The 23,479-nt window shown below is 63.3% G+C and carries 21 protein-coding genes and 1 pseudogene; 14 read left to right on the top strand and 8 right to left on the bottom strand.

Annotation, left to right across the window (positions count from 1 at the left end):
• Nucleotides 1–167 precede the first annotated feature (167 nt).
• Together FFS45_RS13245 and FFS45_RS13240 are read left to right on the top strand one after the other, a co-directional pair.
• Nucleotides 168–1,424, top strand: coding sequence for an SDR family oxidoreductase (locus FFS45_RS13245; protein WP_137955097.1), 1,257 nt, complete (start codon nt 168–170; stop codon nt 1,422–1,424).
• Entirely contained in the window at nt 1,421–1,891 is a 471-nt protein-coding gene (locus FFS45_RS13240; RefSeq protein WP_137955096.1) for a DUF2269 domain-containing protein, read from the top strand. Before FFS45_RS13245 ends, FFS45_RS13240 begins: the two co-directional genes overlap by 4 nt.
• Here FFS45_RS13240 and FFS45_RS13235 read toward each other — a convergent pair.
• Nucleotides 1,875–2,936, bottom strand: a complete 1,062-nt coding sequence (locus FFS45_RS13235) for a GlxA family transcriptional regulator (RefSeq protein WP_137955095.1) — start codon at nt 2,934–2,936, stop codon at nt 1,875–1,877. The two genes, FFS45_RS13240 and FFS45_RS13235, sit on opposite strands and share 17 nt — an antisense overlap.
• 302 nt (nt 2,937–3,238) lie before the next feature.
• Between FFS45_RS13235 and FFS45_RS13230 the strand changes: the two genes are divergently transcribed.
• The 5 genes from FFS45_RS13230 to FFS45_RS13210 all read left to right on the top strand — a co-directional run bounded on the left by FFS45_RS13230 (nt 3,239) and on the right by FFS45_RS13210 (nt 7,933).
• The gene (locus tag FFS45_RS13230; protein WP_137955094.1) at nt 3,239–4,216 is read left to right on the top strand and encodes a choline ABC transporter substrate-binding protein; all 978 of its coding nucleotides are present in this window, start codon (nt 3,239–3,241) and stop codon (nt 4,214–4,216) included.
• 67 nt (nt 4,217–4,283) lie between these two features.
• Nucleotides 4,284–5,213, top strand: a complete 930-nt coding sequence (locus FFS45_RS13225; RefSeq protein ID WP_137955093.1) for a 3-keto-5-aminohexanoate cleavage protein — start codon at nt 4,284–4,286, stop codon at nt 5,211–5,213.
• A gap of 40 nt (nt 5,214–5,253) precedes the next feature.
• Complete coding sequence (locus FFS45_RS13220) at nt 5,254–6,219, top strand: L-carnitine dehydrogenase (RefSeq protein ID WP_137955092.1); 966 nt, start codon at nt 5,254–5,256, stop codon at nt 6,217–6,219.
• Between the two features lie 187 nt (nt 6,220–6,406).
• On the top strand, nt 6,407–6,901 hold the full coding sequence (locus FFS45_RS13215; protein ID WP_137955091.1) for a thioesterase family protein: 495 nt from the start codon (nt 6,407–6,409) through the stop codon (nt 6,899–6,901).
• A gap of 42 nt (nt 6,902–6,943) precedes the next feature.
• Entirely contained in the window at nt 6,944–7,933 is a 990-nt protein-coding gene (locus tag FFS45_RS13210; RefSeq protein ID WP_137955090.1) for an alpha/beta hydrolase, read from the top strand.
• A gap of 41 nt (nt 7,934–7,974) precedes the next feature.
• Here FFS45_RS13210 and FFS45_RS13205 read toward each other — a convergent pair whose 3' ends face one another.
• Nucleotides 7,975–8,274: a DUF3331 domain-containing protein gene (locus FFS45_RS13205; RefSeq protein ID WP_137955089.1), complete on the bottom strand. Its 300-nt coding sequence runs from the start codon at nt 8,272–8,274 to the stop codon at nt 7,975–7,977.
• Between the two features lie 337 nt (nt 8,275–8,611).
• Between FFS45_RS13205 and FFS45_RS13200 the strand changes: the two genes are divergently transcribed.
• Complete coding sequence (locus FFS45_RS13200; RefSeq protein ID WP_137955088.1) at nt 8,612–9,691, top strand: AI-2E family transporter; 1,080 nt, start codon at nt 8,612–8,614, stop codon at nt 9,689–9,691.
• Here FFS45_RS13200 and FFS45_RS13195 read toward each other — a convergent pair.
• Nucleotides 9,633–10,604, bottom strand: coding sequence for an alpha/beta hydrolase-fold protein (locus tag FFS45_RS13195; RefSeq protein WP_137955087.1), 972 nt, complete (start codon nt 10,602–10,604; stop codon nt 9,633–9,635). The genes FFS45_RS13200 and FFS45_RS13195 overlap by 59 nt on opposite strands.
• Nucleotides 10,605–10,690: 86 nt before the next feature.
• Nucleotides 10,691–11,803 (bottom strand): OpgC domain-containing protein, encoded by a 1,113-nt coding sequence (locus FFS45_RS13190; protein ID WP_137955086.1) that lies wholly within the window; start codon nt 11,801–11,803, stop codon nt 10,691–10,693.
• A gap of 417 nt (nt 11,804–12,220) precedes the next feature.
• Between FFS45_RS13190 and FFS45_RS13185 the strand changes: the two genes are divergently transcribed.
• Nucleotides 12,221–13,375, top strand: a complete 1,155-nt coding sequence (locus tag FFS45_RS13185) for a porin (protein ID WP_137955085.1) — start codon at nt 12,221–12,223, stop codon at nt 13,373–13,375.
• Between the two features lie 113 nt (nt 13,376–13,488).
• On the opposite strand, the gene FFS45_RS13180 is transcribed toward FFS45_RS13185, so the two are convergent.
• The 4 genes from FFS45_RS13180 to FFS45_RS13165 all read right to left on the bottom strand — a co-directional run bounded on the left by FFS45_RS13180 (nt 13,489) and on the right by FFS45_RS13165 (nt 17,347).
• On the bottom strand, nt 13,489–15,303 hold the full coding sequence (locus FFS45_RS13180) for a flotillin family protein (RefSeq protein WP_249362771.1): 1,815 nt from the start codon (nt 15,301–15,303) through the stop codon (nt 13,489–13,491).
• Nucleotides 15,304–15,393: 90 nt separating this feature from the next.
• A complete protein-coding gene (locus tag FFS45_RS13175; RefSeq protein ID WP_137955084.1) occupies nt 15,394–16,050 on the bottom strand; it encodes an OB-fold-containig protein in 657 nt (218 codons plus the stop codon).
• A gap of 31 nt (nt 16,051–16,081) precedes the next feature.
• Nucleotides 16,082–16,780: a PspA/IM30 family protein gene (locus FFS45_RS13170; RefSeq protein WP_137955083.1), complete on the bottom strand. Its 699-nt coding sequence runs from the start codon at nt 16,778–16,780 to the stop codon at nt 16,082–16,084.
• A 72-nt stretch (nt 16,781–16,852) separates the two neighbouring features.
• Complete coding sequence (locus FFS45_RS13165; RefSeq protein WP_137955082.1) at nt 16,853–17,347, bottom strand: hypothetical protein; 495 nt, start codon at nt 17,345–17,347, stop codon at nt 16,853–16,855.
• 271 nt (nt 17,348–17,618) lie between these two features.
• Here FFS45_RS13165 and FFS45_RS13160 point away from each other — a divergent pair, with 271 nt between their 5' ends.
• From FFS45_RS13160 to FFS45_RS13140, 5 genes and pseudogenes are all read left to right on the top strand, one after another.
• Nucleotides 17,619–17,864 (top strand): type II toxin-antitoxin system prevent-host-death family antitoxin, encoded by a 246-nt coding sequence (locus tag FFS45_RS13160; protein WP_137955081.1) that lies wholly within the window; start codon nt 17,619–17,621, stop codon nt 17,862–17,864.
• Nucleotides 17,861–18,247, top strand: coding sequence for a type II toxin-antitoxin system VapC family toxin (locus tag FFS45_RS13155; protein WP_137955080.1), 387 nt, complete (start codon nt 17,861–17,863; stop codon nt 18,245–18,247). The genes FFS45_RS13160 and FFS45_RS13155 overlap by 4 nt, the downstream gene beginning before the upstream one ends.
• Nucleotides 18,248–18,678: 431 nt before the next feature.
• Nucleotides 18,679–21,507, top strand: a pseudogene (locus FFS45_RS13150) (molybdopterin cofactor-binding domain-containing protein).
• Entirely contained in the window at nt 21,504–22,142 is a 639-nt protein-coding gene (locus tag FFS45_RS13145) for a (2Fe-2S)-binding protein (protein WP_137955079.1), read from the top strand. Before FFS45_RS13150 ends, FFS45_RS13145 begins: the two are co-directional and overlap by 4 nt.
• Nucleotides 22,139–23,422 (top strand): cytochrome c, encoded by a 1,284-nt coding sequence (locus tag FFS45_RS13140; protein ID WP_137955078.1) that lies wholly within the window; start codon nt 22,139–22,141, stop codon nt 23,420–23,422. The genes FFS45_RS13145 and FFS45_RS13140 overlap by 4 nt, the downstream gene beginning before the upstream one ends.
• The last annotated feature ends 57 nt before the right edge of the window (nt 23,423–23,479 follow it).

Here is a 23,479-nt window from a genome sequence, read left to right as displayed (position 1 = left end):
GAACGCCCGTTTTTTTGGTGTGGAAATTTCTGTTGTTACAGAAATAACAGTTAATAATAGCGGAGCGGTTCGATGAGCAAGCGGGGATTTTCGATGCTGCAAGCTGTGTCGGGCAACCTCGCGTCTCCCTTCGCGCACAGCGTTGCAGTAGACGGTGGGGTGGCATCGTGAAGGTCCTCGTTTGCGGCGCACGTGGTTTTCTGGGGGCGGCGATTTGCGAGTGCCTGGTGCAGGCCGGTCACACGGTCGTCGAGGGCGTTCGGGAGCCGCGAACCGTCCACGAGCTTGCGGTCGATTTCAGCCGCGATCTGACGCCTGACGCCTGGCTGCCCAGGCTCGCCGGCATCGATGCGGTGGTCAACGCGGTCGGTATCCTGGTCGAGCGTAAAGGGCAGCGTTTCGCTGATATCCACGAGCAGGCTCCCATTGCGCTCTTCACCGCCTGCAGCGTGGCGGGCGTGCGGCGTGTGGTGCAGGTGTCGGCGCTGGGGGCCGAGCGGGGCGGATCGGCTTACTTCGATAGCAAGCTGGCTGCAGACACGTTTCTGGCTACCCAGCCTGTCGAATGGCAGATCTGCCGGCCTTCGCTGGTATACGGCGCCGAGGGTAAGTCGGCGTCGTTCTTTCGCGCGCTCGCGAGTCTGCCGGTCTGCGTCGTCCCTGCGCAAGGGCGGCAGATGCTGCAACCGATCCATATCGACGATTTCGCGCAAGCGATTCTGCGTCTGCTCGATCCGGCAACGCCGGCGCGGCAGTGTGTCGAACTGGTCGGTGCGACGCGGGTGGCTTACCGCGACATGTTGTCCAGCTATCGCCGCCAGATGGGATTCGAGAGCGCGCGGACGCTGAGCATACCGGCCTGGTTGATCGGCGCCACCGCTGCCATGCTCGACCCGATCCCAGGTGCGATCCTGACGCGCGATACATGGAAGATGCTGCGCGCCGGGAACGTGGGCGACGTTGTGCAAACCGCCTCGCTGCTGCGGCGCCCGCCGAAGGGTGTGGACGGTTTTATCGACGCTGCGCAAGCCCTGCCGATGCGCGAACAGGCACTCGCGCACTGGCGGCCGGGCCTGCTTCGCGGGGTTTTGGCGCTGGTCTGGCTCTGGACCGCGCTGGTCAGCCTGTTCATGTATCCGCTGCATGACAGTCTCGCACTACTGGCCCGGGTACACGTGACGGGACCCGTCGCTACCGCCGCGCTTTACGGCGCTGGCCTGCTCGACCTCGCGTTCGGCGCAGCCACGCTGCTCATGCCCTCCAGACGCTTGTGGTTCGCGCAAGCCGCGCTCATAGCGTTCTACACGGTGGTCATTGCGATTGCCATGCCTGAATTCGTCATTCATCCGTTCGGTCCGCTGCTGAAGAATCTGCCGATTCTCGCGGTCCTGTTTTTACTCGTTGCTGAAGAGAAGACATCGTGAATCTTTATTTCGTGGTCAAGACCCTGCATATCCTGTCGTCGGTGCTGCTGGTGGGAACCGGTTTTGGCACTGCGTTCTATCTGTTCTTTACGAATCGTACGCGCTCGGTTGACGCGATCGCCATCGTTTCGCGTCTGGTGGTCCGGGCCGACTGGTGGTTCACCACGCCCGCTGTGATCTTTCAGCCGCTATCGGGGCTCTGGCTCGCTCATACCGACGGCTGGGCGTGGCAGACACCGTGGCTGATCGCTTCCGTTGCGCTGTATGTCGTGACCGGGTTGTGCTGGCTGCCGGTCGTGTGGCTGCAGATTCGTCTGGCGAAAATGGCGGCGACCGCGGCAGCCCAAGGCGAAGCGCTGCCGGCGCTCTACTGGCAATACGCGAGAATATGGGAAGCGCTCGGCTATCCGGCCTTCGTGGCGATGATCGGGGTGTACTTCCTGATGGTGATCAAGCCGAACTGGTAGGCGTGCCGGTTCTTAATCCAGCGGTGACCGCACGTGGCGAAGACTTTGCGCTCGCCGCCTTGCCCGATGCGACCGCCCCAGTCGCAGCCGTCGCCGCCGCGCTTGCCAACGGGTGCCGGTCGCCACGCGGCGTCGTCCCAAAGCGCGCCCGATACGTCCGTGAAAAATGCGAGGGCGATTCAAACCCGCAGGCCACGCAGATCGACGTGATCGACATATCGGTCTGCTGCAGCAGCTCCCGTGCGCGATTCAGGCGCAGTTGCTGATAAAAATGCGTCGGTGTGTCCTTCAGCGCGGCGCAGAATAGCCGCTCCAGTTGCCGCCGCGTCACGCCAATCTCCCGTGCGAGTTCATTCGGCGCCAGCGGTTCCTCCATATGCTGTTCCATCACGCCGATCACCTGGATCAGCTTGCGGTTATGCACGCCGTAGCGCGCGGCGATCTCCATGCGCTGATGGTCCGAGCGCTGCCGGATCCGGCTCACCACGAACTGTTCCGACACCGCCGATGCCAGCGCCGCCCCATGACTGCGGCCGATCAGGTCGAGCATCATGTCGATCGACGCCGTGCCGCCCGCACACGTAATGCGGTGCTCGCCGATCTCGAACAGCTCCTGACTGGCGGTAAGCGCCGGGTAACGTTCACGAAACGCCGAGAGCGCTTCCCAGTGCACCGTCAGGCTGTCCGCCGGACTCAAGACGCCCGCTTCGGCGAGCACAAAGCTGCCGGTATCGATTCCGCCCAGGGTCGCGCCTGAGCGGTCCAGCCGTTTGAGCCAGTTGCCGAGGCCGCGCGTGTAGCAGGCAAGCGGTTCGAAGCCCGCCACCACAAAAAGCGTGCGCAGCTCTTTCACCGTATCGAAAGCCGCCTCGGCGTTCAGGGAAATACCGTTGCTCGCCGCCACCGGTGCGCCGTCGACGCTGAGGATGTGCCAGCGGTACAGATTCTCGCGGAAGCGGTTCGCAACCCGCAGCGGCTCCACGGCCGACATGAAGCCGATTGCCGAGAAGCCCGGCAGCAACAGGAACGAAATATCTTCGGGCATCGTGCGGCGATGGTTGGGGGACGGGGCAAGCGGTTTGGGGGATGCGCAAAAGCGTAACAAGCGGCGCCCTGGCCGGCAAGGCACGCCAATATTAGCCCACGGGCCGATGCTGCACCGCACCGGCCGTCATGCTGGTTTTCCCTCATGGTCGCGGGCGAGCAAGAACGGGTCGCTGACGGTCGCTTTGCGCAGAATATGCACTTGTACCTTTACATCACACCAGCAGTTCAGATATCCGGCTGGCCGCGCCTTGCGGCCTGATACGAAACACGCAGTGACAAGTGTCCGAAAGGGGGAACCTCATGAAGTCGAGCGTCAAAGCTTTGTCCGTTTGTCTTGCTGCCGCGGTTGCGACCGTGGCTGCGACAGTCGCCGCATTGGCCTTTCCTCAGCCGGTCTTTGCGCAAGACCCGGAGTCGTGCCGCGCCGTGCGTTTTGCCGACATCGGCTGGACCGACATTACGTCGACCACCGCGCTCGCTTCTACCGTCTTCGAAGGGCTCGGCTATCAGCCGGTGACGACGGTCGCTTCCGTGCCCATCTCGTTCGCCGGGCTCAAGACCAAACAGATCGACGTTTCGCTCGGCTACTGGTGGCCGGTGCAGGAGAAGGCCATCACGCCGTTTGTGGATGCCAAGGCAATCAACGTGCTGCAGCCGCCTAACCTGACCGGCGCCAAGGCGACCTTTGCCGTGCCCACCTATGAATACGATGCGGGCCTGAAGACCTTCGCGGATATCGCCAAACATCGCGCCGAGCTCGATGGCAAGATCTACGGCATCGAGCCGGGCAGCAGCGCCAACGCGGCGATCCAGAAAATGATCGCGACCAATCAGTTCGGCCTGGGCGGCTTCAAGCTGATCGAGTCGAGCGAAGCGGGCATGCTGGTGACGGTGGATCGCGCTGTGCGCGACAAGAAGTGGGTGGTGTTTCTGGGCTGGGAGCCGCATCCGATGAACATCACCATCGACATGAAATATCTGAGCGGCAGCGATGGCGCGTTTGGTCCCAACGAGGGCGAAGCCCGTGTCTATACGCTCACGTCGCCGGACTTCCTGACGCGTTGTCCGAACGCGGGCAAGCTGGTGAGCAACCTGCACTTCACGACACAGCTTGAAAACGTGGTCATGCAGTCGGTGATGAACAAGGAAAAACCCGCCGATGCGGCGAAGGCATATCTGAAGAAGAACCCTCAGGTGCTCGATGCGTGGCTCGCGGGCGTCAAGACCTATGACGGCAAGGACGGTTTGCCGGCAGTGAAGGCCTACCTTGGTCTGTGATCCTGCTTCGCGTGGGCAGACAAGAAGAAGCATTGAAAGCACAACGAACCAACAGGAATTCGCAAGCATGAATCATGAAGTCATTGTGACCTGCGCGGTCACCGGCGCAGGCGACACCGTCGGCAAGCATCCGGCCATTCCGGTGACGCCGAAGCAGATTGCCGAGGCGGCCATCGAAGCTGCTAAAGCAGGCGCGACCGTTGCGCACTGCCATGTGCGCGATCCGCAAACGGGACGCGGCAGCCGCGACCCGAATCTCTATCGTGAAGTGGTGGACCGCATCCGTTCCTCGGGAACCGACGTCATCATCAACCTCACCGCGGGCATGGGGGGCGATCTGGAGATTGGCCCCGGCGAGGACCCAATGCGCTTTGGGGCGGGCACCGATCTGGTGGGCGGCCTCACGCGTCTGGCGCATGTCGAAGAGTTGCTGCCGGAGATCTGCACGCTGGATTGCGGCACGCTCAATTTCGGCGATGGCGACTACATTTACGTGTCGACGCCGGCGCAACTGCGTGCCGGAGCGAAACGCATCCAGGAACTCGGTGTGAAGCCGGAACTGGAGATCTTCGATACGGGACACCTGTGGTTCGCCAAGCAGTTGCTCAAGGAAGGGCTTCTCGATGCGCCGCCGTTGTTCCAGATTTGCCTGGGCATTCCATGGGGCGCGCCGGCCGATACGACGACGATGAAGGCCATGGCCGACAATCTGCCGCCGGGTGCGCATTGGGCCGGCTTCGGGATCGGCCGCATGCAGATGCCCATGGTCGCTCAGGCCATGCTGCTGGGCGGCCATGTGCGGGTGGGCCTCGAAGACAACATCTGGCTCGACAGGGGCGTGCATGCCACCAACGGCACGCTGGTGCAGCGCGCGGTGGAGATTATCGAGCGGCTCGGCGGCCGGGCGCTGACGCCCGCCGAAGGGCGCAAGAAGCTGGGCTTGCCGGCGCGCGGGGAGCGGCAACTGGAACGCCGCGCCGTCGCACAGTTCGCATAGAAATACACAACTCACAGCGCTTCGCAAAGGATCGTCAGCAATGGCAGTGATCGTCGATATCAAGACATTTGCAGCAATCGGGGCAGGGGTGATTGGCAGCGGCTGGGTGGCGCGTGCGCTCGCCCATGGGCTGGATGTAGTTGCATGGGACCCCGCGCCCGGCGCTCAGAAGCAGTTGCGCGACAACGTCGCGAACGCATGGCCCGCGCTGGAGCGGGTCGGATTGGCGCCGGGCGCATCGCAAGAGCGTCTGAAGTTCGTTAGCACTATTGAGGAATGCGTTGAAAACGCCGACTTCATCCAGGAAAGCGCGCCTGAACGCGAAGAACTGAAGCTCGCCCTGCACGAGCAGATCAGCCGCGCAGCGAAACCGGAGGCGATTATCGGCTCGTCTACGTCGGGTCTGTTGCCGAGCGACTTTTATGCGCGCGCCTTGCATCCCGAGCGCTGCGTAGTGGGGCATCCGTTCAACCCGGTTTATCTGTTGCCGCTTGTCGAAGTGTTAGGTGGCGAGCGCACCGCGCCGGCGGCCATCGAGGCGGCCGTGACGATCTATCGGTCGCTTGGCATGCGGCCGCTGCGGGTGCGCAAGGAAGTGCCGGGCTTTATCGCCGACCGGCTGCTGGAGGCGCTGTGGCGCGAGGCGCTGCATCTGGTCAACGAAGGCGTTGCCACCACCGGGGAGATCGACGATGCGATCCGCTTTGGCGCGGGTATCCGCTGGTCGTTCATGGGCACCTTCCTGACCTACACATTGGCGGGTGGCGATGCGGGGATGCGTCACTTCATGCAGCAGTTCGGTCCGGCGCTCGAGTTGCCATGGACCAAACTGGTGGCGCCGAAGCTGACCGACGAGCTGATCGACCGCGTCGTGGACGGCACGGCCGAACAGGTGGGGCCGCGTTCGATCAAGGAGCTGGAGCGCTACCGCGACGAATGCATTACGAGCGTGCTGGCGGCGATTGGCGAGACCAAGGCGCGTTACGGCCTGCGTCCGGAAGACTGATGCTGCGTGGAGATGCGATGCAGCGCACGTCCAGATGCGCCAACGGTGGATGCAGGGTACGCTAGCGCAAACGTGCTGCCTAAAACGATCCACTGCAGGCAATCCACCGCAGGCAATCCACCGCAGGCAATCCACGGCAAGCAGTCCGCCACAAGCAATCCGCCACGAACCAGGGAGACGCCTGAACATGTCGCATACCTCGCCGCTGCCGGCATACCGCGATACCGTCCGCGCCGAGTGGGTGGATTACAACGGTCATCTGCGCGACGCGTTCTATATGCTGATCTTCAGCTACGCGACCGACGCGCTGATCGACCAGATCGGTCTGCCGGACGTGGTTCGCCGCGCGCGTGGCCGTTCCATCTACACGCTCGAAGCGCATATCAACTATCTGCAGGAGATCAAGCTGGGCGCCCAGGTGCGTGTCGAGATGCGGTTGCTGGCGCATGATGCCAAGCGACTGCATGTCTACCTTGAGATGTTTGCCGACGGCGGCGCGGAACCGGTGGCGGCGAGCGAGCAGATGCTGTTGCATGTGGACACCAGTGGACCACGCTCGGTGGCTTTCGACGAGGATGTCGCCGAGTGCGTGGATCAACTGGCGCGCTCGTGCGCGGCGCTGCCTGCCGCGGCGTGGGCCGGGCGGCTGATTGGGTTGCCCGTGGCAAAGGCGAGCGCGTGAACCGGTCGCGAAGGCAGGCGGAGAAACGCGAGGAGCGGCGCCATGCACGAACCTGAGCCTCGACGTAAGTTTGAACCTGAGCTCGACCCCAAGCTGGAACCCGAAATCGCCGCCTTCGTCGCGCAGACCGAGGCGGTCTATCCCCCCAACACGGCAACGCTGCCAGTCGCGCAGCAGCGTGCAATCTACGATCGCTACGCGGCCGGGCTCACGCCGCCGTTACCCGCGGGTCTGCAGATCGAGAATGGGGGTTTGCGTTCGAATGCCGGTCATGTGATCGCACTGCGTCTGTACCGGCCCGCAGACCGTCCGGCCACACGAGGTACCGTGCTGTATTTTCACGGCGGCGGCTTTGTGATGGGTTCACTGGATAGCCACGAGTTCGCGACCGCGCGGCTTGCGGCAGATACCGGCTTATGTGTGATTGCGGTGGACTACCGGCTTGCGCCTGAACATCGCGCGCCGGCAGCGCATGAGGACTGCTTGGAGGTGACGCTTGCGGCGCTCGCGGGCCGCCTGCCTTTTGCGTCGCTAGCGGCGCCCTTGCTGCTGGCCGGCGATAGCGCCGGTGGCAATCTGGCGGCGAGCGTGGCGATGGTCCTGCGCGATTGTGGCATCGACGGCGTCCGCGGCATGGCGCTGATCTATCCGATGCTGGGCGCCGAGCCACAGTTGCCGGCCCGTGATACCGAAGCCCACGCGCCGATGCTCACGCTAGCGGACGTCCATGCATTCCGGCATCTCTACTGGGGCGATGCACCGCCACCGCCATGGACCTTTCCGCTTCACGCGCAACGTTTCGACGGTCTGCCTGCAACGCTCGCAATCGGCGCGGAACACGATCCGTTGCGCGACGACGCACGTGTTTTCGCAGAACGAATTCATGCGGCCGGTGGGCGCGCTCGGGTATGGATAGGCGAAGGACTCGTGCATGGCTGCTGGCGCGCATTGTCGACCAGCCCAACCGTGCAATATTTGCACGACCTCGTATGCGGCTTTTTGCTGGACGCCGCGCGCCCCAAAACTGACTGACCGGCTAACGACACTGGCCGAACTCACCGCTCACCGGCTCACTACGCCGCCTGCAATTCCCCAACCAGACTGCACAAGGTTTCGACCGAAATCATCGCCGCTGCATTCGACGGTGCCGGGCGCTCGGCCGGTTTGAAGACCGCATCGCCGCGACGGATCTTGCGGCGCGAAACAGCGCAGGTGCCCGACGTGTGCGCCGAGCGCCGGCGCCAGCGTTGTTCGCCGTAGTGACAGCGTCCCGGCTCGACCCAGCGGATCACCAGCGTGGTGTCGGAGCGCTCGAGAATCTCGATGCGTACGCCATTGGCACCGTCAAGGGGCAGGGACTCTATGGTCTTCATTGTCGGCTCCGTATATGTGGTGTGCCGAATGTATTCCTGTGCGAGCCCGAGAGCCATTGTGCGCCAGTTGAAACACTGTTCTCCAAATAGCAACAATGATGCTTGACTTTGCTGATGGAACGAAAAGACGTGGGTTTGCGGGGTGGGGCAGCGCGCAATTCCGATATAGAGCGGATTTTTGCAACGCAGTGTTGATCTCAGCGCGACGTGGGAAGGCGGTGAAACGGAAGGCGCGGCCGCTTCCTTTAAGATGTGAACATTGACGAGCCGAGCCGGAGCTAGTGTAGCCGGTTTGCGTTTTTCCGGTCGGCTCGTGCACATATTTCATAGAGGTCACATGGTCACACGTCCGCCCCCCGTATCCCCCGAACCCGATTCACCGGGGCGCCAGAAAGCGCAGCAGGTGGCCTCCGTCTTACTGTATGTCGGCCTTGTGCTGCTGGCCTTGTGGATCATCCGCGATTTCTTGCCGGCAGTGGGCTGGGCCTGTGTGATCGCGATTGCATTGTGGCCGGTGCTGCGCAAAATCAACGATCGCAAATGGTTGCACGGACGCACGACGCTGATCGCCGCCATCCTGACGCTTGCGATTGCCTTGCTGGTGGTGCTGCCGGTTGCGATAGGGCTCGGTCAGGCGGGCCACGAAGCACACGATCTGATGGAGTGGTTCAAGGGCGTGCAGGAAAAAGGCATCGCCATGCCTGACATCGTTCGGCGCCTGCCGTTCGGCGCGCAGCAGGTGAGTGCGTGGTGGCAGGCAAACCTCGCCCAGCCGCTGCGCGAATCACCTGCCATGAAGGGGCTGCATGGCGAGGCGGTGATGACCTTCGGCCGTCATTTCGGCGCCCGCGCCGTGCGTGGCCTGATGGTGTTCGGTTTCATGCTGGTGACGCTGTTTGTGATTTTTCAGGCGGGGCCGCGTCTGTCCGGGGTCTTGCTCAAAGGGGCGCGACGCGCCTTCGGCGAGAACGGCGCGCAATTGCTCGAGCGCATGGCAGCGGCGGTGCGCGGCACGGTGGCCGGGCTGGTGGTGGTAGGGATCGGCGAGGGCGCGCTGCTGGGTCTCGCCTATGCGGTGGCCGGCGTGCCCCACGCCGCCTTGCTCGGCCTCGTGACGGCGGTCGCCGCCATGCTGCCGTTCTGCGCGCCGCTGGTGTTTTGCGGCGCCGCGCTGTGGCTGTTCGCGCAGGGAACCGTCGCGTGGGCGATCGGCCTTGCGGTGTTCGGCTTTGTTGTCGTGTTTATCGCCGAACACTTCGTGCGGCCGGTGATCATCGGCAGCTCGACCCGCCTGCCGTTTCTGCTGGTGCTGTTCGGCATACTGGGCGGCGCGGAGACCTTCGGGCTGCTGGGGCTTTTTATCGGTCCGGCGTTGATGACGGTGTTGATGGTGCTGTGGACTGACTGGGTGCGATAGCGTTGGTGTCGAGCGGCGCCTTCACGCAAGCCAGTGTGTATTTCAGGGCCGCGGGTAGCAGCGCGCTCCAGACATCCCATGTATGAGCGCCGTCGATAATGCGCAGCGCCGCCGGATTTCCGGCGAAACGCAGGTTGGTATAAAGCACGGAAGCGTCGGCCTGGATAATCAGGTCGTCGTCGCCGGCGCCGATGAAGACCGGCAGCCGGTACGGCCGGCTCATATAGCGCTCCCATTGCGCCGGATAGTTGAGCGCGTGCCACACGTGCGGATCGAACTGATGATCGCCGAACACCCCGACCCGGCGCGCGGCTGACCCGGGCGGCGGTTCATTCGGATAGATCGCGGGGCTCAGCAGCATGGCGCTGCAGAACCGCTCCGGCTGCGTGAGCGCATAGCGCAGTGCGCCGAAACCGCCCATCGAGACGCCGCCAATCATCCGTCCCCCGCGCTGATTCGCCACGGCATACTGCGCTTCGACTTCCGGCAGCAAGTCGTTGAAGAACGCGGTTTCCATTTTCTCCTTGCGATCGACGTACCAGTCGGTGCCGCCTTGCGGCATCACAATCACAACCGCTGGAATCTCCTTGCGTTCGATCAGCGCATCAACGGTGCTCTGCAGATGGCCTTGCGAGAGCCAGTCATTGGCATTGCCGTTGTTGCCGTGCAGGAGGTACAGCACGGGGTAGCGTGCGCCATTGGCGTGATAGCCGGTGGGCAGATAGACGGTATAGGCCCAGTCGCGCTCAAGGGCGGCTGCATGAAAACTGCGGCTCACGACCGTGCTGGCGAACGCGGCGGGGACGACGGCGGCGAATGCGGCAAGCGCAGCCAGGGCGGCGGCAAGAGTGAGAGCGCTGCGCAGTACGTTGAGCACGAACGGCAGCGGAACGGGAGGGGACTGTCTGGACATGAGGGTAAAAACTGAGCGGGTGTGGCGCGCGGGTTCGTTCATTGCTGCGACGGGGGGAGCATTGCCGCGGGCAACCGTGCCTTTCTTTAACTGGACACGCGGCCTGCCGTCCGGGCGGCGCGCACGCTCATCAGGCGCTTGACCGGTTCGGCCAGACGGGCGACGAGGAGTAGCGCGCCAATCGCCGCGGCATCGGTGGCGAGCCCGAGCGGTATGTCGAGATATCCGTCCGTCGCCGTGTACAGCAGCGAATCGGCTACCAGCGAGATCACCGCGCCCGCCACGAAGCACAGCAGCCCCTTGCGGCCGACCATGCCGACCCACGGTAGCCATTGCGCGAGCTTCTTCACCCAGCCGAGCCGGATCAGGTTGGCGACGAGCCATGCAATCGCCAGAAAATTGCCGGCTCTCAGCCACGACAGATTCTGCTTGTAGTTCGCATCGAGCGGAGTATGTTCGATGAAGAGCTTGTAGCAGGCCGCTGCCACGACAATAGCCAATGCAAGCAGGCTGACAAGCCATCCCATGCGGTGCGCGCTGACGCTCTGGTAGACCGGCTGGCAATGCGCCAGCACCCCGAGGACGAATAGCAGTTGCCACGCGAGCGGATTGAAGTCCCATTGCGCGTCTTCGACGGCCGGCAAATAGGCACCCACAGCAGGCGCCGCGGCCCATAGCGCGATACTGCCGGCCAGCAGCCACCAGGGCCGGCTACGCGCGAGCGGCAAGACCAGCGGCACGCTCAGCGCGAAAAACGCATACATGGGCAGTACCGAGGCCAGATAGGGCTGACGCCTGAACAGCAGGACGTCACGCAGCGCGGCGAGCGGCGCATCCATGAAGTCTTCGAGATCGGTGATGGTCAGATTCGGCGCGTCGACGCTGAAGGCGATCAGCACCGCGCTGACCGCGAGCATGAGGCCGGCGGTAACGAGAAAGGCGCGGTAGATTTCGAGCGAACGCCGCAGGAAGCGGTGGCGGGCGGCTGCCTCGGTGCGCCGTGCGGCGAGCGTGGCGTAGGCCGTCGCGGTGGCGAAGCCGCCGAGGAACACGAACACTTCGGCCGCATCGCATAGCGCGTAAGCGTGCAGCGTGACACGCGACAGGATGCTGCCGCCGATATGGTCGACTACGATGATCATCAGGACCAGTCCGCGAAAGAAATCGAGTTCGAGCAGACGGGAGGGTGACTTTTGCATTGCGTATGACGGAAAGCGAGTTTGGCTGGCCGGGTGAGATTTCTTTCGAAATTATTTCATGTAATTACGAAAAGGTGTGCGCGAGCCATGCAAGAGGCGGCGAGGCGGGTTGCCGCAGGCTGTTCGGCCAGGCGTTTTGAGCCGGTTCGTCAGCGTAAACCGAGCCCGGATGAACATCGCAAACTGCCAAGCACAACTGTCAAATTGCGCAATATGCGAATGTGTACGCGTGGACATTTAGCAACGATTTGCGACGGCCTAACTTGTCCCGATGGACGACCCACTAACGGTGTGCAAGCATCGTTTTCACCACTCGTGATCGTTAAAGCCCTAATGTAGTTGCTGCTGAAAAACAAGAAGAGCTGTCTCAAAGTTGGCTAGCCGACAGGCTAATGACTAGAGATTCGGGAGATCTTCATGAAAAAGAACATGATCGCGTTGGCTGTGACCGCAGCCTTCGCTCTGCCTGTGTTCGCGCAGACCAGCATTACGCTGTATGGGGTGATCGACGAAGGTATCAACTACACGAGCAATGCCGGCGACAAGTCCGCCTACCAGCTCGAGAGCGGCTACGCGCAAGGCAGCCGCTGGGGCCTCAAGGGCTCCGAGGATCTCGGCAGCGGGCTGAAGGCAATCTTCGACCTTGAAAACGGTTTCGACGCGAGCACCGGGGCGTTTGGCCAGGGCGGCCGCATGTTCGGCCGTCAGGCGTTTGTCGGCTTGACAGCCGCCAACTACGGCACGGTGACGCTTGGCCGGCAGTACGACTCGGTGGTCGACTATCTGGCGCAGGCCACGGCCAACGGCAACTGGGGCGGCTACCTGCTCTCGCATCCCTACGATAACGACAACACCGACAACTCGTTCCGCGTCAACAACACGATCAAATACGCGAGTCCTGACTTTGCCGGCCTGCAGTTCGGCGGCACCTACAGTTTCAGCAACGACACCAACTTCGCCAACAACCGTCAGTACAGCCTGGGTGGCCAGTACACGAGCGGCGGTCTGCTGGTGACGGGCGCTTACCTGCAGGCCGACAATCCCGGCCTGACGACGAGCGGCTCCATTGCGACCGACGACGCCAATTTCATCTCCGAGCGGCTGCGCATTTTCGGCGGCGGGGTGAACTACACGTTCGGCGGGGCGACAGTCGGCTTCGTCTATACCAACACGAACGTCGGCGAGCCTGCCGCGACCGATACCTCGGCGTATGTCGGCTCGATCACCCCGCCTAACGGCGGCACGCTGACGGCGCTCAAGTTCCAGAACTTCGAGGTGAACGGCAAGTACCAGTTCACGCCGGCCTTCTTTGTGGGCGTGCAGTATGTCTACACCGCGGCCACCATGGATGCCACCTCCGGCAACGAGAACCCGAAATATCACACCTTTGGGCTGATGGCCGACTACAACCTGTCCAAGCGCACGGACTTCTACTTCCAGGCGGCGTACCAGAAAGTGGCCGGCGACAAGACCGACACCGTGCTCGACGACGCGTATATTCCGGGCTCGGCGGGCACGTCGTCGTCGTCGAACCAGTTTGCGGTGCGCGCCGCGATCCGTCACAAGTTCTGAACGGGCGGCGCCCGTGCCGCCCGTGCCTGATGGAAAGGCAAACGGGCTCGTGAACCCAGGGGTTCACGAGCCCGTTGTCCGTTCAGGCGAGGAGGCGGGTTCGGCCTTGCTGTTTAGCGCGGGCCGTAGCTCGGACCCTGGCCGGCGACGCCGTTGGCGGGCGCGCTGGAATGCGCCGGACCCGCTTCGCCGTGCTGCGCGATGGCCGGCGTTGCCGGATGGGCCGACGCCTCAATCGCTGCAGCATCCACACCGTTTGCCGCCAGGCCCGGAACCAGTCCCTGCAGCGAACCACCGGAAAGACCGACCTCCTTGAGCAGGGAGTCGATCAGCGGTGCGTGCGCGCGATAGGCGAGCGCCGCGGACATGGCCTGCTCGGCCAGATTCGTGCCGTTGTGACCGGAACCGCCACCCGCCACGCCGTCCACACCGTTGCTGCCGGCGCCATTGCGGTTCAGGCCGTCGACCTGGATGATCTTGATGCCGTCGATGGCCTTCATCGGCTCGACCGTCTGCTGGATCACGGCCGGCAGCGCCTGCAACAGCGCCAGCTTGAACTTGAGGCTGGTCTGGTCGGACGACAGCGCGTTAATCGCGTCGTTGAGCGCGCGTTGCGCCTCGGCCTCGGCGAGTCCCTTCTTGCGGGCCGCTTCGGCCAGCTCGACGATCGCGGTGGCTTGCATCTGCGCCGCCTCGCGTTCGGCGCGCGCCTGGGTGGTCACGTGCACGGCGGCGGTTTCGGCCTGCTGGGCGGCCTCGATCAGCGCCACCTGCTTGGCGCGGTCGGCTTCCGCCGTGCGGCGGGTGGTTTCCACCAGCTGCTCGGCTTTCACCGCTTCGGCAAGCGCTTCGTTGGCGCGCGCCTGAGCCTGCGATTGCGCCTCCGACTTCGAGGCAATCACAATCGCCTTGTCCTGAGTGGCGATCTCAGTGACCTTGGCCTGTTCAATCGCGGCCATTTGCGTGACCTTGGTCTGCTCGATCTCCTTCACCCGAACTTCGCGCTCGGCTTCCACCTTGCGGGTACGCACCGCCTGCTCGCGCTGGATTTCGGACTCCTGCACCTGGCGCTCCGCCGCAATCCGGCTTTGCTCGGCTTCCTGATGACGCTCGGCTTCATAGGCGGCAATCCGCGCGCTCTGCTCAGCCGTGCGGGTCTTCACCTGCTGCTCCTGCTCGAGCTTCATGAACGATTCCTGCTGCTCGATGGCCAGCTTCTTGGCGAGCGCATCGCGGTTCTTTTCGCGCACCGATACTTCGGTATCCTGCTCGACTTCGTTGCGCTCCTTGCGACGGCGCTCGGTTTCCTGAGTGAGCTTGGTCAGGCCTTCGGCGTCGAACGCGTTGTTCGGGTCGAAGAATTCCTTCGAGGTCTGATTGAAGTTGGTCAGCGACACGCTTTCCAGTTCCAGGCCGTTCTTGGTCAGGTCTTCGGCGACCGTGTTCTGCACGCCCTGGACGAAGTTCTCGCGGGCGTCCTGCAGATCCTGCATGGTCATCTGCGCGGCGGTGGAGCGCAGCGCGTCGACGAACTTGTCGTCGACCAGCGCGCGCAGGTCTTCCGGTGCGTTGGTGCGCTGGCCGAGCGTTTGCGCGGCAGTGGCGACGCCTTCCGAAGTCGGCTTGACGCGCACGAAGAACGCCACCACCACGTCGACGCGCATGCGGTCCTTGGTAATCAGGCTGTCGCGCGAGGAGCGGCTGACTTCAAGCTTCAAGGTGTTCATGTTGATGGCGACGACCTCATGAAACACCGGCAGCACGACCGCGCCGCCGCTCATGATGACCTTCTGCCCACCGAGGCCGGTGCGCACGAACGCGCGCTCGGCCGACGCGCGCACATACAGCCGCGCAAAGATCAGGCCGATCACCGACAGGCCTATCACCACTGCGAGACCAGTGGCACCCCAGAAAAATATGGCATCCATGTTGTTCCTCAACTCCCATGTAATGAAACGGCGTGACAAAGCCGCGGGCGCCGCGCATGCATTGCGCCGGCGATCCCGCAGGTGAACCCGTTACAGCAGATCCGGACGTGGATTGGCAATGGCGCGATACAGCGAGCCGGAGACACGTGAGACGATCAGGACGGTCGAGCCGCGCGCAAAACGCACCTCCGCGTCGTCGGGTTCGATGCGCAGATAGTGCGGCTGACCGTATTCGTCGACGAGACGCGCTTCGGCGGGATTGCCGGACGATGCTTCGCCCGTGACGATCTGCGCCGTGCGTCCGACAAAATCCGCTTCCGACAGCGCCGACGTTTCGTTCTGCGGCAGATAGTGGCCCACCACCGCCGCGCTCTGCCGGACGAAGGGCAGCGCGCCCAGCGCAGCAATGGCCGCGGCCACAGCCGGCGGCAGCATGAAGCCGGCGAGCGCATGCAGCAGCGCTTGCAGCAGCAAGCCGATGATCGCGAAGCCAAGCAGGAACAGGATCAGCAGGATCAGGAGCGGCACGCGCCCCAGATGCAGCCAGCCCAGCAACTGGCCGATCACGCCGGTGTCGGCCCCCGCGCCGGAGTGGTCGATGCCGAAGTGGCTTACCAGCATGCTGCCGGCGTGTTCGGTGAGGCTCAGACCGAACAGCAGCGTGACGCCCTCGAGCGCGCCGATGGCGATCATCAGGCCGATCGCGGCTACGAAGGGCGCATTCCCTGGTAGCAGAAGCGGAGTCATTGTTGTTTTTTTCCCTGAATCAGTGGGTGGGTCACGAGTTTTCGCCGACCGGCCTGTCGCTCGCCGCCTTCAGACGCGCGACGCGTTCGTTGATGCGCTGTTCCTTGTGCAGCGTTTCGAGGCGGCGCAGCAATGAGGGATCGGCGCTCGCGGGGGCGGTTTGCAAACCCGCGAGGCCCGTGGCGCCCGTCATCGTGCGGTTGAAGCCTTGCTCCAGCTGCTCGGCACGAATGCCGGCTGCCGCCCCTGAGACGCCGTCGACGCTGCTCGCGCGTTGCGCTACCGTGCGCGCGGCGATCATTTCCCCAAGCGCCTGCTCCATCTCGGCGCGTTTGGCGCGCAGGCCGAGCAGGTCCGATTCGGCCGCACTGGCATGCTCGATGGCTTCCTGCAGCGCCTGGTTGAGCGTGCCGAGCTGGTCTTCGAGATCGATCTGACGCTCGGCGCCGGCGTGCGTGGCGGCTTCGTCGCCTTGCGCGAGGGCCGTGGCGATGAGCTCATTCAGGCGTTCGATTTCGTTGTTGACGCGGGTGATGGCCTTGGTGGCCTGATGCCGCGCAGCTTCGTGCCGGCCCAGTTCGATGCGTGCCTGGGCGATCACTTCGTCGAACTCGCGCAGGTACTGCTCCAGCACGGCCTGCGGCGTGCGGCTTTCGAGCGAACTGACCAATGCATGCACGTTGGCCGTGAGCAATCGTCTGATGCGGTTACCCAGACGTTCTGTCGTCATGATGCTAGCTCCTGGATAGGGCGGAAAACGGTACTGCTGCGATGAAATGGGCGGAATCGGGCGGCCAAGGCGCTATCCGGGAGGCCGCGCCACCTGGATGACCTGGGTGAGTTCCTGCAACTCCGTCACATAGTGATTCAGGACCGCGGGATCGTAGGTGGGCGGCCTTTGCGTGACGGCGAGCCGCAACAGGCCCAGCAGCATGCGCATGGCCTTGGCGGTCAGGCGCGCTTCGATTTCGCGCGCCACCTCCGCGACCCTTTTGCCGTCCGGCAACGCGGTGATGAGGCTTGCCATCAGCTCCGGCATTTGCGTGGCCAGCAACGTCACGATCTCCGAGTGAGAGTGCGTGGCGTGCTCGTAGGCCTGGGTAGCCTCCAGCAGCGGCCGCACCTGTTCACGCAGCAGGGCAACGCAACTGACGAAATCGTTCTCGCCGGTGGCGCGGCGCTGGGCGTCCGCGATCAGCGCGCGGATCTTGTCGCTGGGGCTGGAGGCGCCTTGCAATTGCAGGCTCGACAACCATGCGAGGTCGTCTTCGGGAATGCGCACGGATACGGTTTGCATGACACAGCACCTGTTTTCGGGTTCGCTGAAAACCAGCTTAGTACAAATGTATGCGTTTGTACACGTTTGCAATTGAAATCTGTGATGCGATGGCGAGGAGGGTTATGTCGCTTGATCGGAGCGGTCGCTCCGGGCTATTTGGTTCAGATATATTACATTTAAATTACGCATCAAATCCTAACAACACTAAGCTGAGTGACCACGCTGGAAGGTTTGCAGGGCCGCCATTTTTAAACTAAACTAATAGAACTTAGTTCAATTGGGGCGTGCTATGCAAACTGTGAATATTCATGAGGCTAAAACCCATTTGTCCCGCCTCGTGGAAGAAGCCGCGCATGGCGAGCCGTTCGTCATTGCGAAGGCCGGCAAGCCGTTGGTCAAGGTGGTTGCCCTGGATACCCCGTTAGAGGGGCAGACCCGGCGTCTCGGATTTATGGCGGGCCAATTCACCGTGCCAGATGATTTTGATCAGATGGGCGCCGAGCAGATCGCGCAAATGTTCGGTGAGGGGCTATGAAATTGTTGCTCGACACGCATCTCCTGCTGTGGGCTGCGGGAGAGCCTCATCGTTTGTCCCCTGAGGCTCGTCGATTGATCGAAGATCGCGCGTACGAACTGTTCTTCAGCGCGGCCAGCTTGTGGGAGGTTGCAATCAAGCGTGGCCTGGGCAGGGAGGACTTTCGAGTCGATCCGCGGCTACTGCGCCGCGGTCTGCTGGATAATGGCTACAGCGAGTTGGTGATTGAGAGTGCGCATGCAGTTGCAGTCGACACGCTGCCGCCAATTCACAAGGATCCGTTTGATCGTATCCTCGTGGCTCAGGCGTGGACGGAAGGTATTACTTTGCTGACGGCAGATCCGCTTGTCGCTCAATACCCGGGACCTGTGCAACGGGTCTAAGCGGGTCGACAACTAGCCAGACAGGTCGATTCTAAAAACAATAAGTAGACCAAAGAATCAACCTCTATATCAGATCAGTTATCTGATTTATATCGGACAAAAAGTGCCTCATTTACTGTCCAACGAGGCGATAATCGCGCGGTTTGCCCGTTGCTAGGGCAGGGACCTGGCAGTTTCAGTACATTCCAAGGCAGTTCAAGCACAGTTCACACGCAATACAGGACTCATCAGATCGACCGCGGCGGCGCCGGTGTTCGCGCCGTCACGCGTCGCCGCTATGCCCGGACCCGCGCGGCCGGGATCGCTTGATTTTCCAACGTGGTCTGGTGTCGCCGGCTCGCATATCCCGTGCAGGCGCGCTCGTGTGCGTCGATCTTGCGTGACCGTCCGCCCCCTGAAGCTGCCGTTGTCGTTCACTAAAGGAGAAGTCCATGGGGAAACTCGACCTTTCGCGTCGCAGTTTTCTGAAGGCCAGCGTAGTAGCGGGTGTCTCGGTGTATCTCGCGCCGATTGGCAGCCGTGCTTTCGCTGCGTTGTTCGAAGAGAAGATTCTGACGCCGGTCCAATGGGACGCGGCTAATGGGCAGCCTAAATTCCGTATCGACGGCATTGCCAAGGTGACCGGTGCGAAAGTGTTCGCGCGCGACGTCCGCGCCGCCGACATGCCGCATTGGCCGAAGCAGCAGTCGCATGCCTTCATTCTGCGCACTACCCAGGCTGATCGTCTCTATGAAGGCTTCGACCTGTCGCTGCTCGGCGACGAGCTGAAGCCTGATCGCATCGTCACGGCCGACGATCTGACGCGCGACGGCCTGATCTTCCCGGCGTTCTATGGCGACGACATGTTGCTGCCGCCAGGCAAGACGCCTGCCTATCTGGGGCAGGCGGTGGCGATCCTGATCTATCACGACTTCGCGCGCTTCCGCTTCGCCAAGGACAAGCTCAAGTTCCACGACGAGATCATTCGCTACGGCGCGCAGACCGGCCCGCTCGAACGCGACCCGTGGGGCACGTTCCGCTTCGTGCGCGTGGGCGGCAAGACGCCTTATGACGACGACACGTTCTCCAGCCTGAAAGACGCGCCGGTGTTCCCGAGCATGATGCGCAAGCACCAGCCGGTCTGGCCGGACGGCAAGGAGCACGGCAAGCTCGACGAGCAGGGCATGTTCTACGCAGGACAGATCCAGCAGGAACTCGACCGGCCGTCGCCGGACTGGCTCGTGATGGAGCGCGAGTACAACACGCAGTCCATCGACACCGCCGCGCTCGAACCCGACAACGCGAACTGCTGGTACGACGCGGCAACGCAATCGCTGCATATGGTGGTGCCGACCCAGGCGCCGGCGGAAGTCGTGGACAGCGCGGCCGGCATGATCGCGAAGTGCGCGTTCCCGGTGAAGAACCTGTTCGTGCACCCATGCTACACGGTGGGCTACGGTTCGAAGGATCACTTCAACGTACCGTTCTACGGCCTCGTCACCGCCATGTACGCGGAAGGCCGTCCAGTGCGGCTCGCCAACGACCGCTAAGAGCAGTTCCAGACTTCGCTGAAGCGCCACGCCTTCAGGATGAACTACCGGATTGCCGTGGACCGGAAGACCGGCCTGCTGCAATCGTTCAAGGCCGAGATGGAGGCGAACGGCGGCGGCCGCTGCAACTTTTCGCCGTCGGTGGCGATGGTCGGCGCGACCGCGGCGCAGTCGATCTACTACTTTCCGAAGAACGACCTGGCGGCGGTGGCGATCGCTTCGCGCGCCATCGACGCCGGTTCTGCGCGCGGCTACGGCACGCTGCAGAGCATGGCGGCCACCGAGATGATGATCGACGAAATCGCCGCGCAACTCGGCGTCGATCCCATCGACTTCCGTCTCAAGAACGCATTGCGCTCGGGCATGAAAAACACCCAGGGGGCAGTGCCGGCCGGGGCGATCCGCGTCGATGAAGTCTTGCAGAAGGCGAAGGCCCATCCGTTGTGGGTCAACCGGGCCAGCAAGAAGCGCGAATTCGAACTGGCGCATCCAGGCAAGCGCTATGGCGTCGGTTTCGCTTGCGTGCAAAAGGACTTCGGCACGGGCGCCGAGACCTCGCTGGCGAAGGTCGAATTCACCGCCGACGGCAAGATCAGCCTGCATCACACGGCGGCCGAAATCGGCACCGGCATGTCGACCTCGCAGGCGATTGCCGTCGCGAAGTGGCTCGGCAAGCCGGCTACCGAGGTGCGCGTCGCCGTCACCGACTGGCCCGATCTGCCGGTCGTCACGAGCGGCGACCCGTACATGATGTCGCAGGCCGATCAGGACAAGCTCTCAGCCAATCCGCGCTGGTCGCCCGGTTATGCGTCGCCGTCGAGCGCGACCAACTCCGCGTTCTATTTCACCCACAGCACGCGCGAGGCGGCACGGGTGGTCTTCAGGCACGGACTGTGGCCGGCGGCCATGTCGATCTGGAGTCAGGGGATCGGCGGCGGGCAAGCCGCGCCGCTGACGGTGCGTATCGAGGACGCGCGCTGGGTCGACGGCAAGCTGTCGGCGGCGGGCCTCCAGGCGCTGCCGTTCGAACAGCTTGCGAAGAAGGCCCACGAACTCGGACTCGTGACGGGTGCAGCGGTGCACGTGTTCAACCGCTGGCAGTGGGCGGAGGCCGAGTTCGAGATTGACGGCAGCGTCGAGCGCCTGCCGCTCGATGGCCTCTCGCTGCGCTACGGCGACAACGCCGGCGCGGACAGGAAGAAGTTGCAGACGACGCCGAATCAGTACCGCGTGCTCGATCGTCAGCGCGTGTTCATTCCGCCGGTGCAGCGTAACAACGCGACGGTCACGTACTACAGCGCAGTCGGCACGCTGGTTGAGCTCGCGGTGCATGAAGCAACCGGCAAGGTGGAACTGCTCACGCATCACTCGATCATGGAGTGCGGCAACCAGATCGCGCCGCAGCTCGTGTCGGGCCAGTTGCAAGGCGGCCTTGCGATGGGCATTGGCCACGCACTGCATGAGTATCTGCCGCTCTATGAAGATGGCCCCGGCAACGGCACGTGGAACTTCAACCGCTACCGGTTGCCGCGTGCAAAGGACGTCGCCGTCTGGACCCAGACCGGCGAAGTGCTGCCGCCGCTCACCGAAACCGATCCGCCCAAGGGCATCGCCGAAGTGGTGATGATCCCGGTGGTCGGTGCGCTCGTGAACGGAATCGCAAACGCGATCGGACATCGTTTTACTGACCTGCCGGTCACTCCGCAAAAAATTCAGGAGGTGCTCGCATGACGGCCCCTAATCAAACTTCCGGTCCGGCGGCTAGCGCCGTGCCGGCTAACGGCGCCAGCGCACCGATCGTGGAACGCCCATTGACGCAATTCAAGGCGCAACCCGTTTCGTTGAAAGTCAACGGCCAGGAAGTGGGGCCGTTGCAAGTGCCCGCAGGTCTGATGATGATCGACCTGCTGCACGAATACCTCGATCTCACCGGTTCGCGGCTTGGCTGCGGGCAGGGCATCTGCCACGCCTGCGTGGTGATTCTCGACAAGCCCGACGGCACCAGCGAGGAAATCCGCACCTGCATTACAGGCGCGAATTTCTTCGACGGCAAGTCGATTCGCACCATTGAAGGCCACGCACAGCGCGACGAGCATGGCGAGGTGGTGGCGCTCTCGCCGATCCAGCAGAAGTTTCTCGAGCACTTCAGTTTTCAGTGCGGCTACTGTACGCCGGGGTTCGTCAATGCCGCGACGGTGCTGATCGAACGTCTGAAGCGTCAACCGGTTGCCAGGGCCAAGGTGGAAGAAACCATCACCGAGGCGCTGAACGATCACATCTGCCGCTGCACGGGCTATGTGCGTTATTACGAGGCGGTCAAGGAAGTAGTGCTGACGATGCCGGGTCTCGTAAAGGACGCCGCATGACGACCCGCCTTCCGACTCTGCTCACTGTGCGCCGTGTTGTGCTGGTGTTGAGCGCCGTGCTGCTGGCGGCGTGTGGCGACCAGCACGACGACACCTCGGCTGCCGCGCTGACCGCCTCGCCTGCCAACACGCCCGCTGACCTGCAAAACGCCGCCGCGGACCGGTTCGCACGCGGCCGTTACCTGGTGAAGGCCGCCGACTGCGCCGCCTGCCACACCGCCGCGGACGGCGCACCGTTCGCCGGTGGCGTGGAGCTCGCTTCGCCGTTCGGCACGTTCTACGGCACCAACATTACGCCGGACAAGGAGCATGGCATCGGCAAATGGAGCGCCGGAGATTTCTACAAGGCCCTGCATGACGGCATGACGCCCGATGGTCCGCTGTATCCCGCGATGCCCTACACGTCGTACCGCCAGATCTCGCGCGCCGATAGCGACGCCATGTACGCGTGGCTCATGGCGCAAAAGCCGGCCGCCGTGCCGAACCGCGAGGCCAAACTGTCGTTCCCGTTCAACATGCGCTTTGCTGTGCGCTTCTGGGACATGCTGTTCCTCAAGGACACCTTACCGGATGCGTCGAAAGGGACATCTGCGGACTGGAACCGCGGGCGCTATCTGGTCAGCGCGCTCGGGCACTGCGCCGAGTGTCACACTCCGCGCGGCAAGCTCGGTCAGCTCGATAACGCTTTGCCGCTCGGCGGCGGCGCGCTTGGCCGGGTAGTCGCGCCGGACATCACGCCGCATGGTCTCGCGGCGCGCGGCTGGAGCGCGGCCGATCTGCAGGCCTTTTTCGCTAGCGGGATTGCGCCGCAAGGCTCGGCCTTCAGCGAGATGTATCCGGTCGTGCACCTGAGCAGCCAGTATCTGAGTCACGACGATCTGCGCGCGATCTCCACCTATCTGCTCGGCGACCAGCCACCGGCTCCGCAGCCGCTGCAGTCTGTCTCGGCAGATGCGGCGCAACTGGCGGCCGGGCGCAATGTTTATCTCGCCGTTTGCGCGGGCTGCCACGGCCGCGACGGCGAAGGCAAGCCGCACGTCGCTGTGCCGATGCACGGCAATTCGACGCTGCGGCAAGGCGATCCGCACAATCTGATTGTGACGATGCTCGACGGGGTCGGCGCGCAGGATTTCCCAGGGCTTGAACGCATGCAGGAGATGCCGGGTTTCGCTGGCCAACTCAGCGATGCGGAACTGGCGCAACTGGCGAGCTATCTGCGCGCCACCTGGGGCGGACAGCCGGCGGACGTGACGGCGGATGCCGTGAAGGCATTGCGCTAGGCGGGGGGGCCGTGTTTTAGCGTGGTGCTGGCCTAGGCCTTGGCTTGAGCGGCATGC

Source organism: Burkholderia sp. 4M9327F10 (genome assembly GCF_005503145.1).
GTDB lineage: Bacteria > Pseudomonadota > Gammaproteobacteria > Burkholderiales > Burkholderiaceae > Paraburkholderia.
This window is presented reverse-complemented; position numbering and strand designations above follow the sequence as displayed.

Excerpts from the sequence above, each read along its gene's own strand:
- FFS45_RS13175 (WP_137955084.1), bottom strand. The coding sequence starts at position 16,050 with ATGACTCCGCTTCTGCTACCAGGGAATGCGCCCTTCGTAGCCGCGATC.
- FFS45_RS13230 (WP_137955094.1), top strand. The coding sequence starts at position 3,239 with ATGAAGTCGAGCGTCAAAGCTTTGTCCGTTTGTCTTGCTGCCGCGGTT.
- FFS45_RS13210 (WP_137955090.1), top strand. The coding sequence starts at position 6,944 with ATGCACGAACCTGAGCCTCGACGTAAGTTTGAACCTGAGCTCGACCCC.
- FFS45_RS13215 (WP_137955091.1), top strand. The coding sequence starts at position 6,407 with ATGTCGCATACCTCGCCGCTGCCGGCATACCGCGATACCGTCCGCGCC.
- FFS45_RS13155 (WP_137955080.1), top strand. The coding sequence starts at position 17,861 with ATGAAATTGTTGCTCGACACGCATCTCCTGCTGTGGGCTGCGGGAGAG.
- FFS45_RS13160 (WP_137955081.1), top strand. The coding sequence starts at position 17,619 with ATGCAAACTGTGAATATTCATGAGGCTAAAACCCATTTGTCCCGCCTC.
- FFS45_RS13145 (WP_137955079.1), top strand. The coding sequence starts at position 21,504 with ATGACGGCCCCTAATCAAACTTCCGGTCCGGCGGCTAGCGCCGTGCCG.
- FFS45_RS13220 (WP_137955092.1), top strand. The coding sequence starts at position 5,254 with ATGGCAGTGATCGTCGATATCAAGACATTTGCAGCAATCGGGGCAGGG.
- FFS45_RS13190 (WP_137955086.1), bottom strand. The coding sequence starts at position 11,803 with ATGCAAAAGTCACCCTCCCGTCTGCTCGAACTCGATTTCTTTCGCGGA.
- FFS45_RS13170 (WP_137955083.1), bottom strand. The coding sequence starts at position 16,780 with ATGACGACAGAACGTCTGGGTAACCGCATCAGACGATTGCTCACGGCC.
- FFS45_RS13225 (WP_137955093.1), top strand. The coding sequence starts at position 4,284 with ATGAATCATGAAGTCATTGTGACCTGCGCGGTCACCGGCGCAGGCGAC.
- FFS45_RS13185 (WP_137955085.1), top strand. The coding sequence starts at position 12,221 with ATGAAAAAGAACATGATCGCGTTGGCTGTGACCGCAGCCTTCGCTCTG.
- FFS45_RS13165 (WP_137955082.1), bottom strand. The coding sequence starts at position 17,347 with ATGCAAACCGTATCCGTGCGCATTCCCGAAGACGACCTCGCATGGTTG.
- FFS45_RS13235 (WP_137955095.1), bottom strand. The coding sequence starts at position 2,936 with ATGCCCGAAGATATTTCGTTCCTGTTGCTGCCGGGCTTCTCGGCAATC.
- FFS45_RS13200 (WP_137955088.1), top strand. The coding sequence starts at position 8,612 with ATGGTCACACGTCCGCCCCCCGTATCCCCCGAACCCGATTCACCGGGG.
- FFS45_RS13180 (WP_249362771.1), bottom strand. The coding sequence starts at position 15,303 with ATGGATGCCATATTTTTCTGGGGTGCCACTGGTCTCGCAGTGGTGATA.
- FFS45_RS13140 (WP_137955078.1), top strand. The coding sequence starts at position 22,139 with ATGACGACCCGCCTTCCGACTCTGCTCACTGTGCGCCGTGTTGTGCTG.
- FFS45_RS13195 (WP_137955087.1), bottom strand. The coding sequence starts at position 10,604 with ATGTCCAGACAGTCCCCTCCCGTTCCGCTGCCGTTCGTGCTCAACGTA.
- FFS45_RS13205 (WP_137955089.1), bottom strand. The coding sequence starts at position 8,274 with ATGAAGACCATAGAGTCCCTGCCCCTTGACGGTGCCAATGGCGTACGC.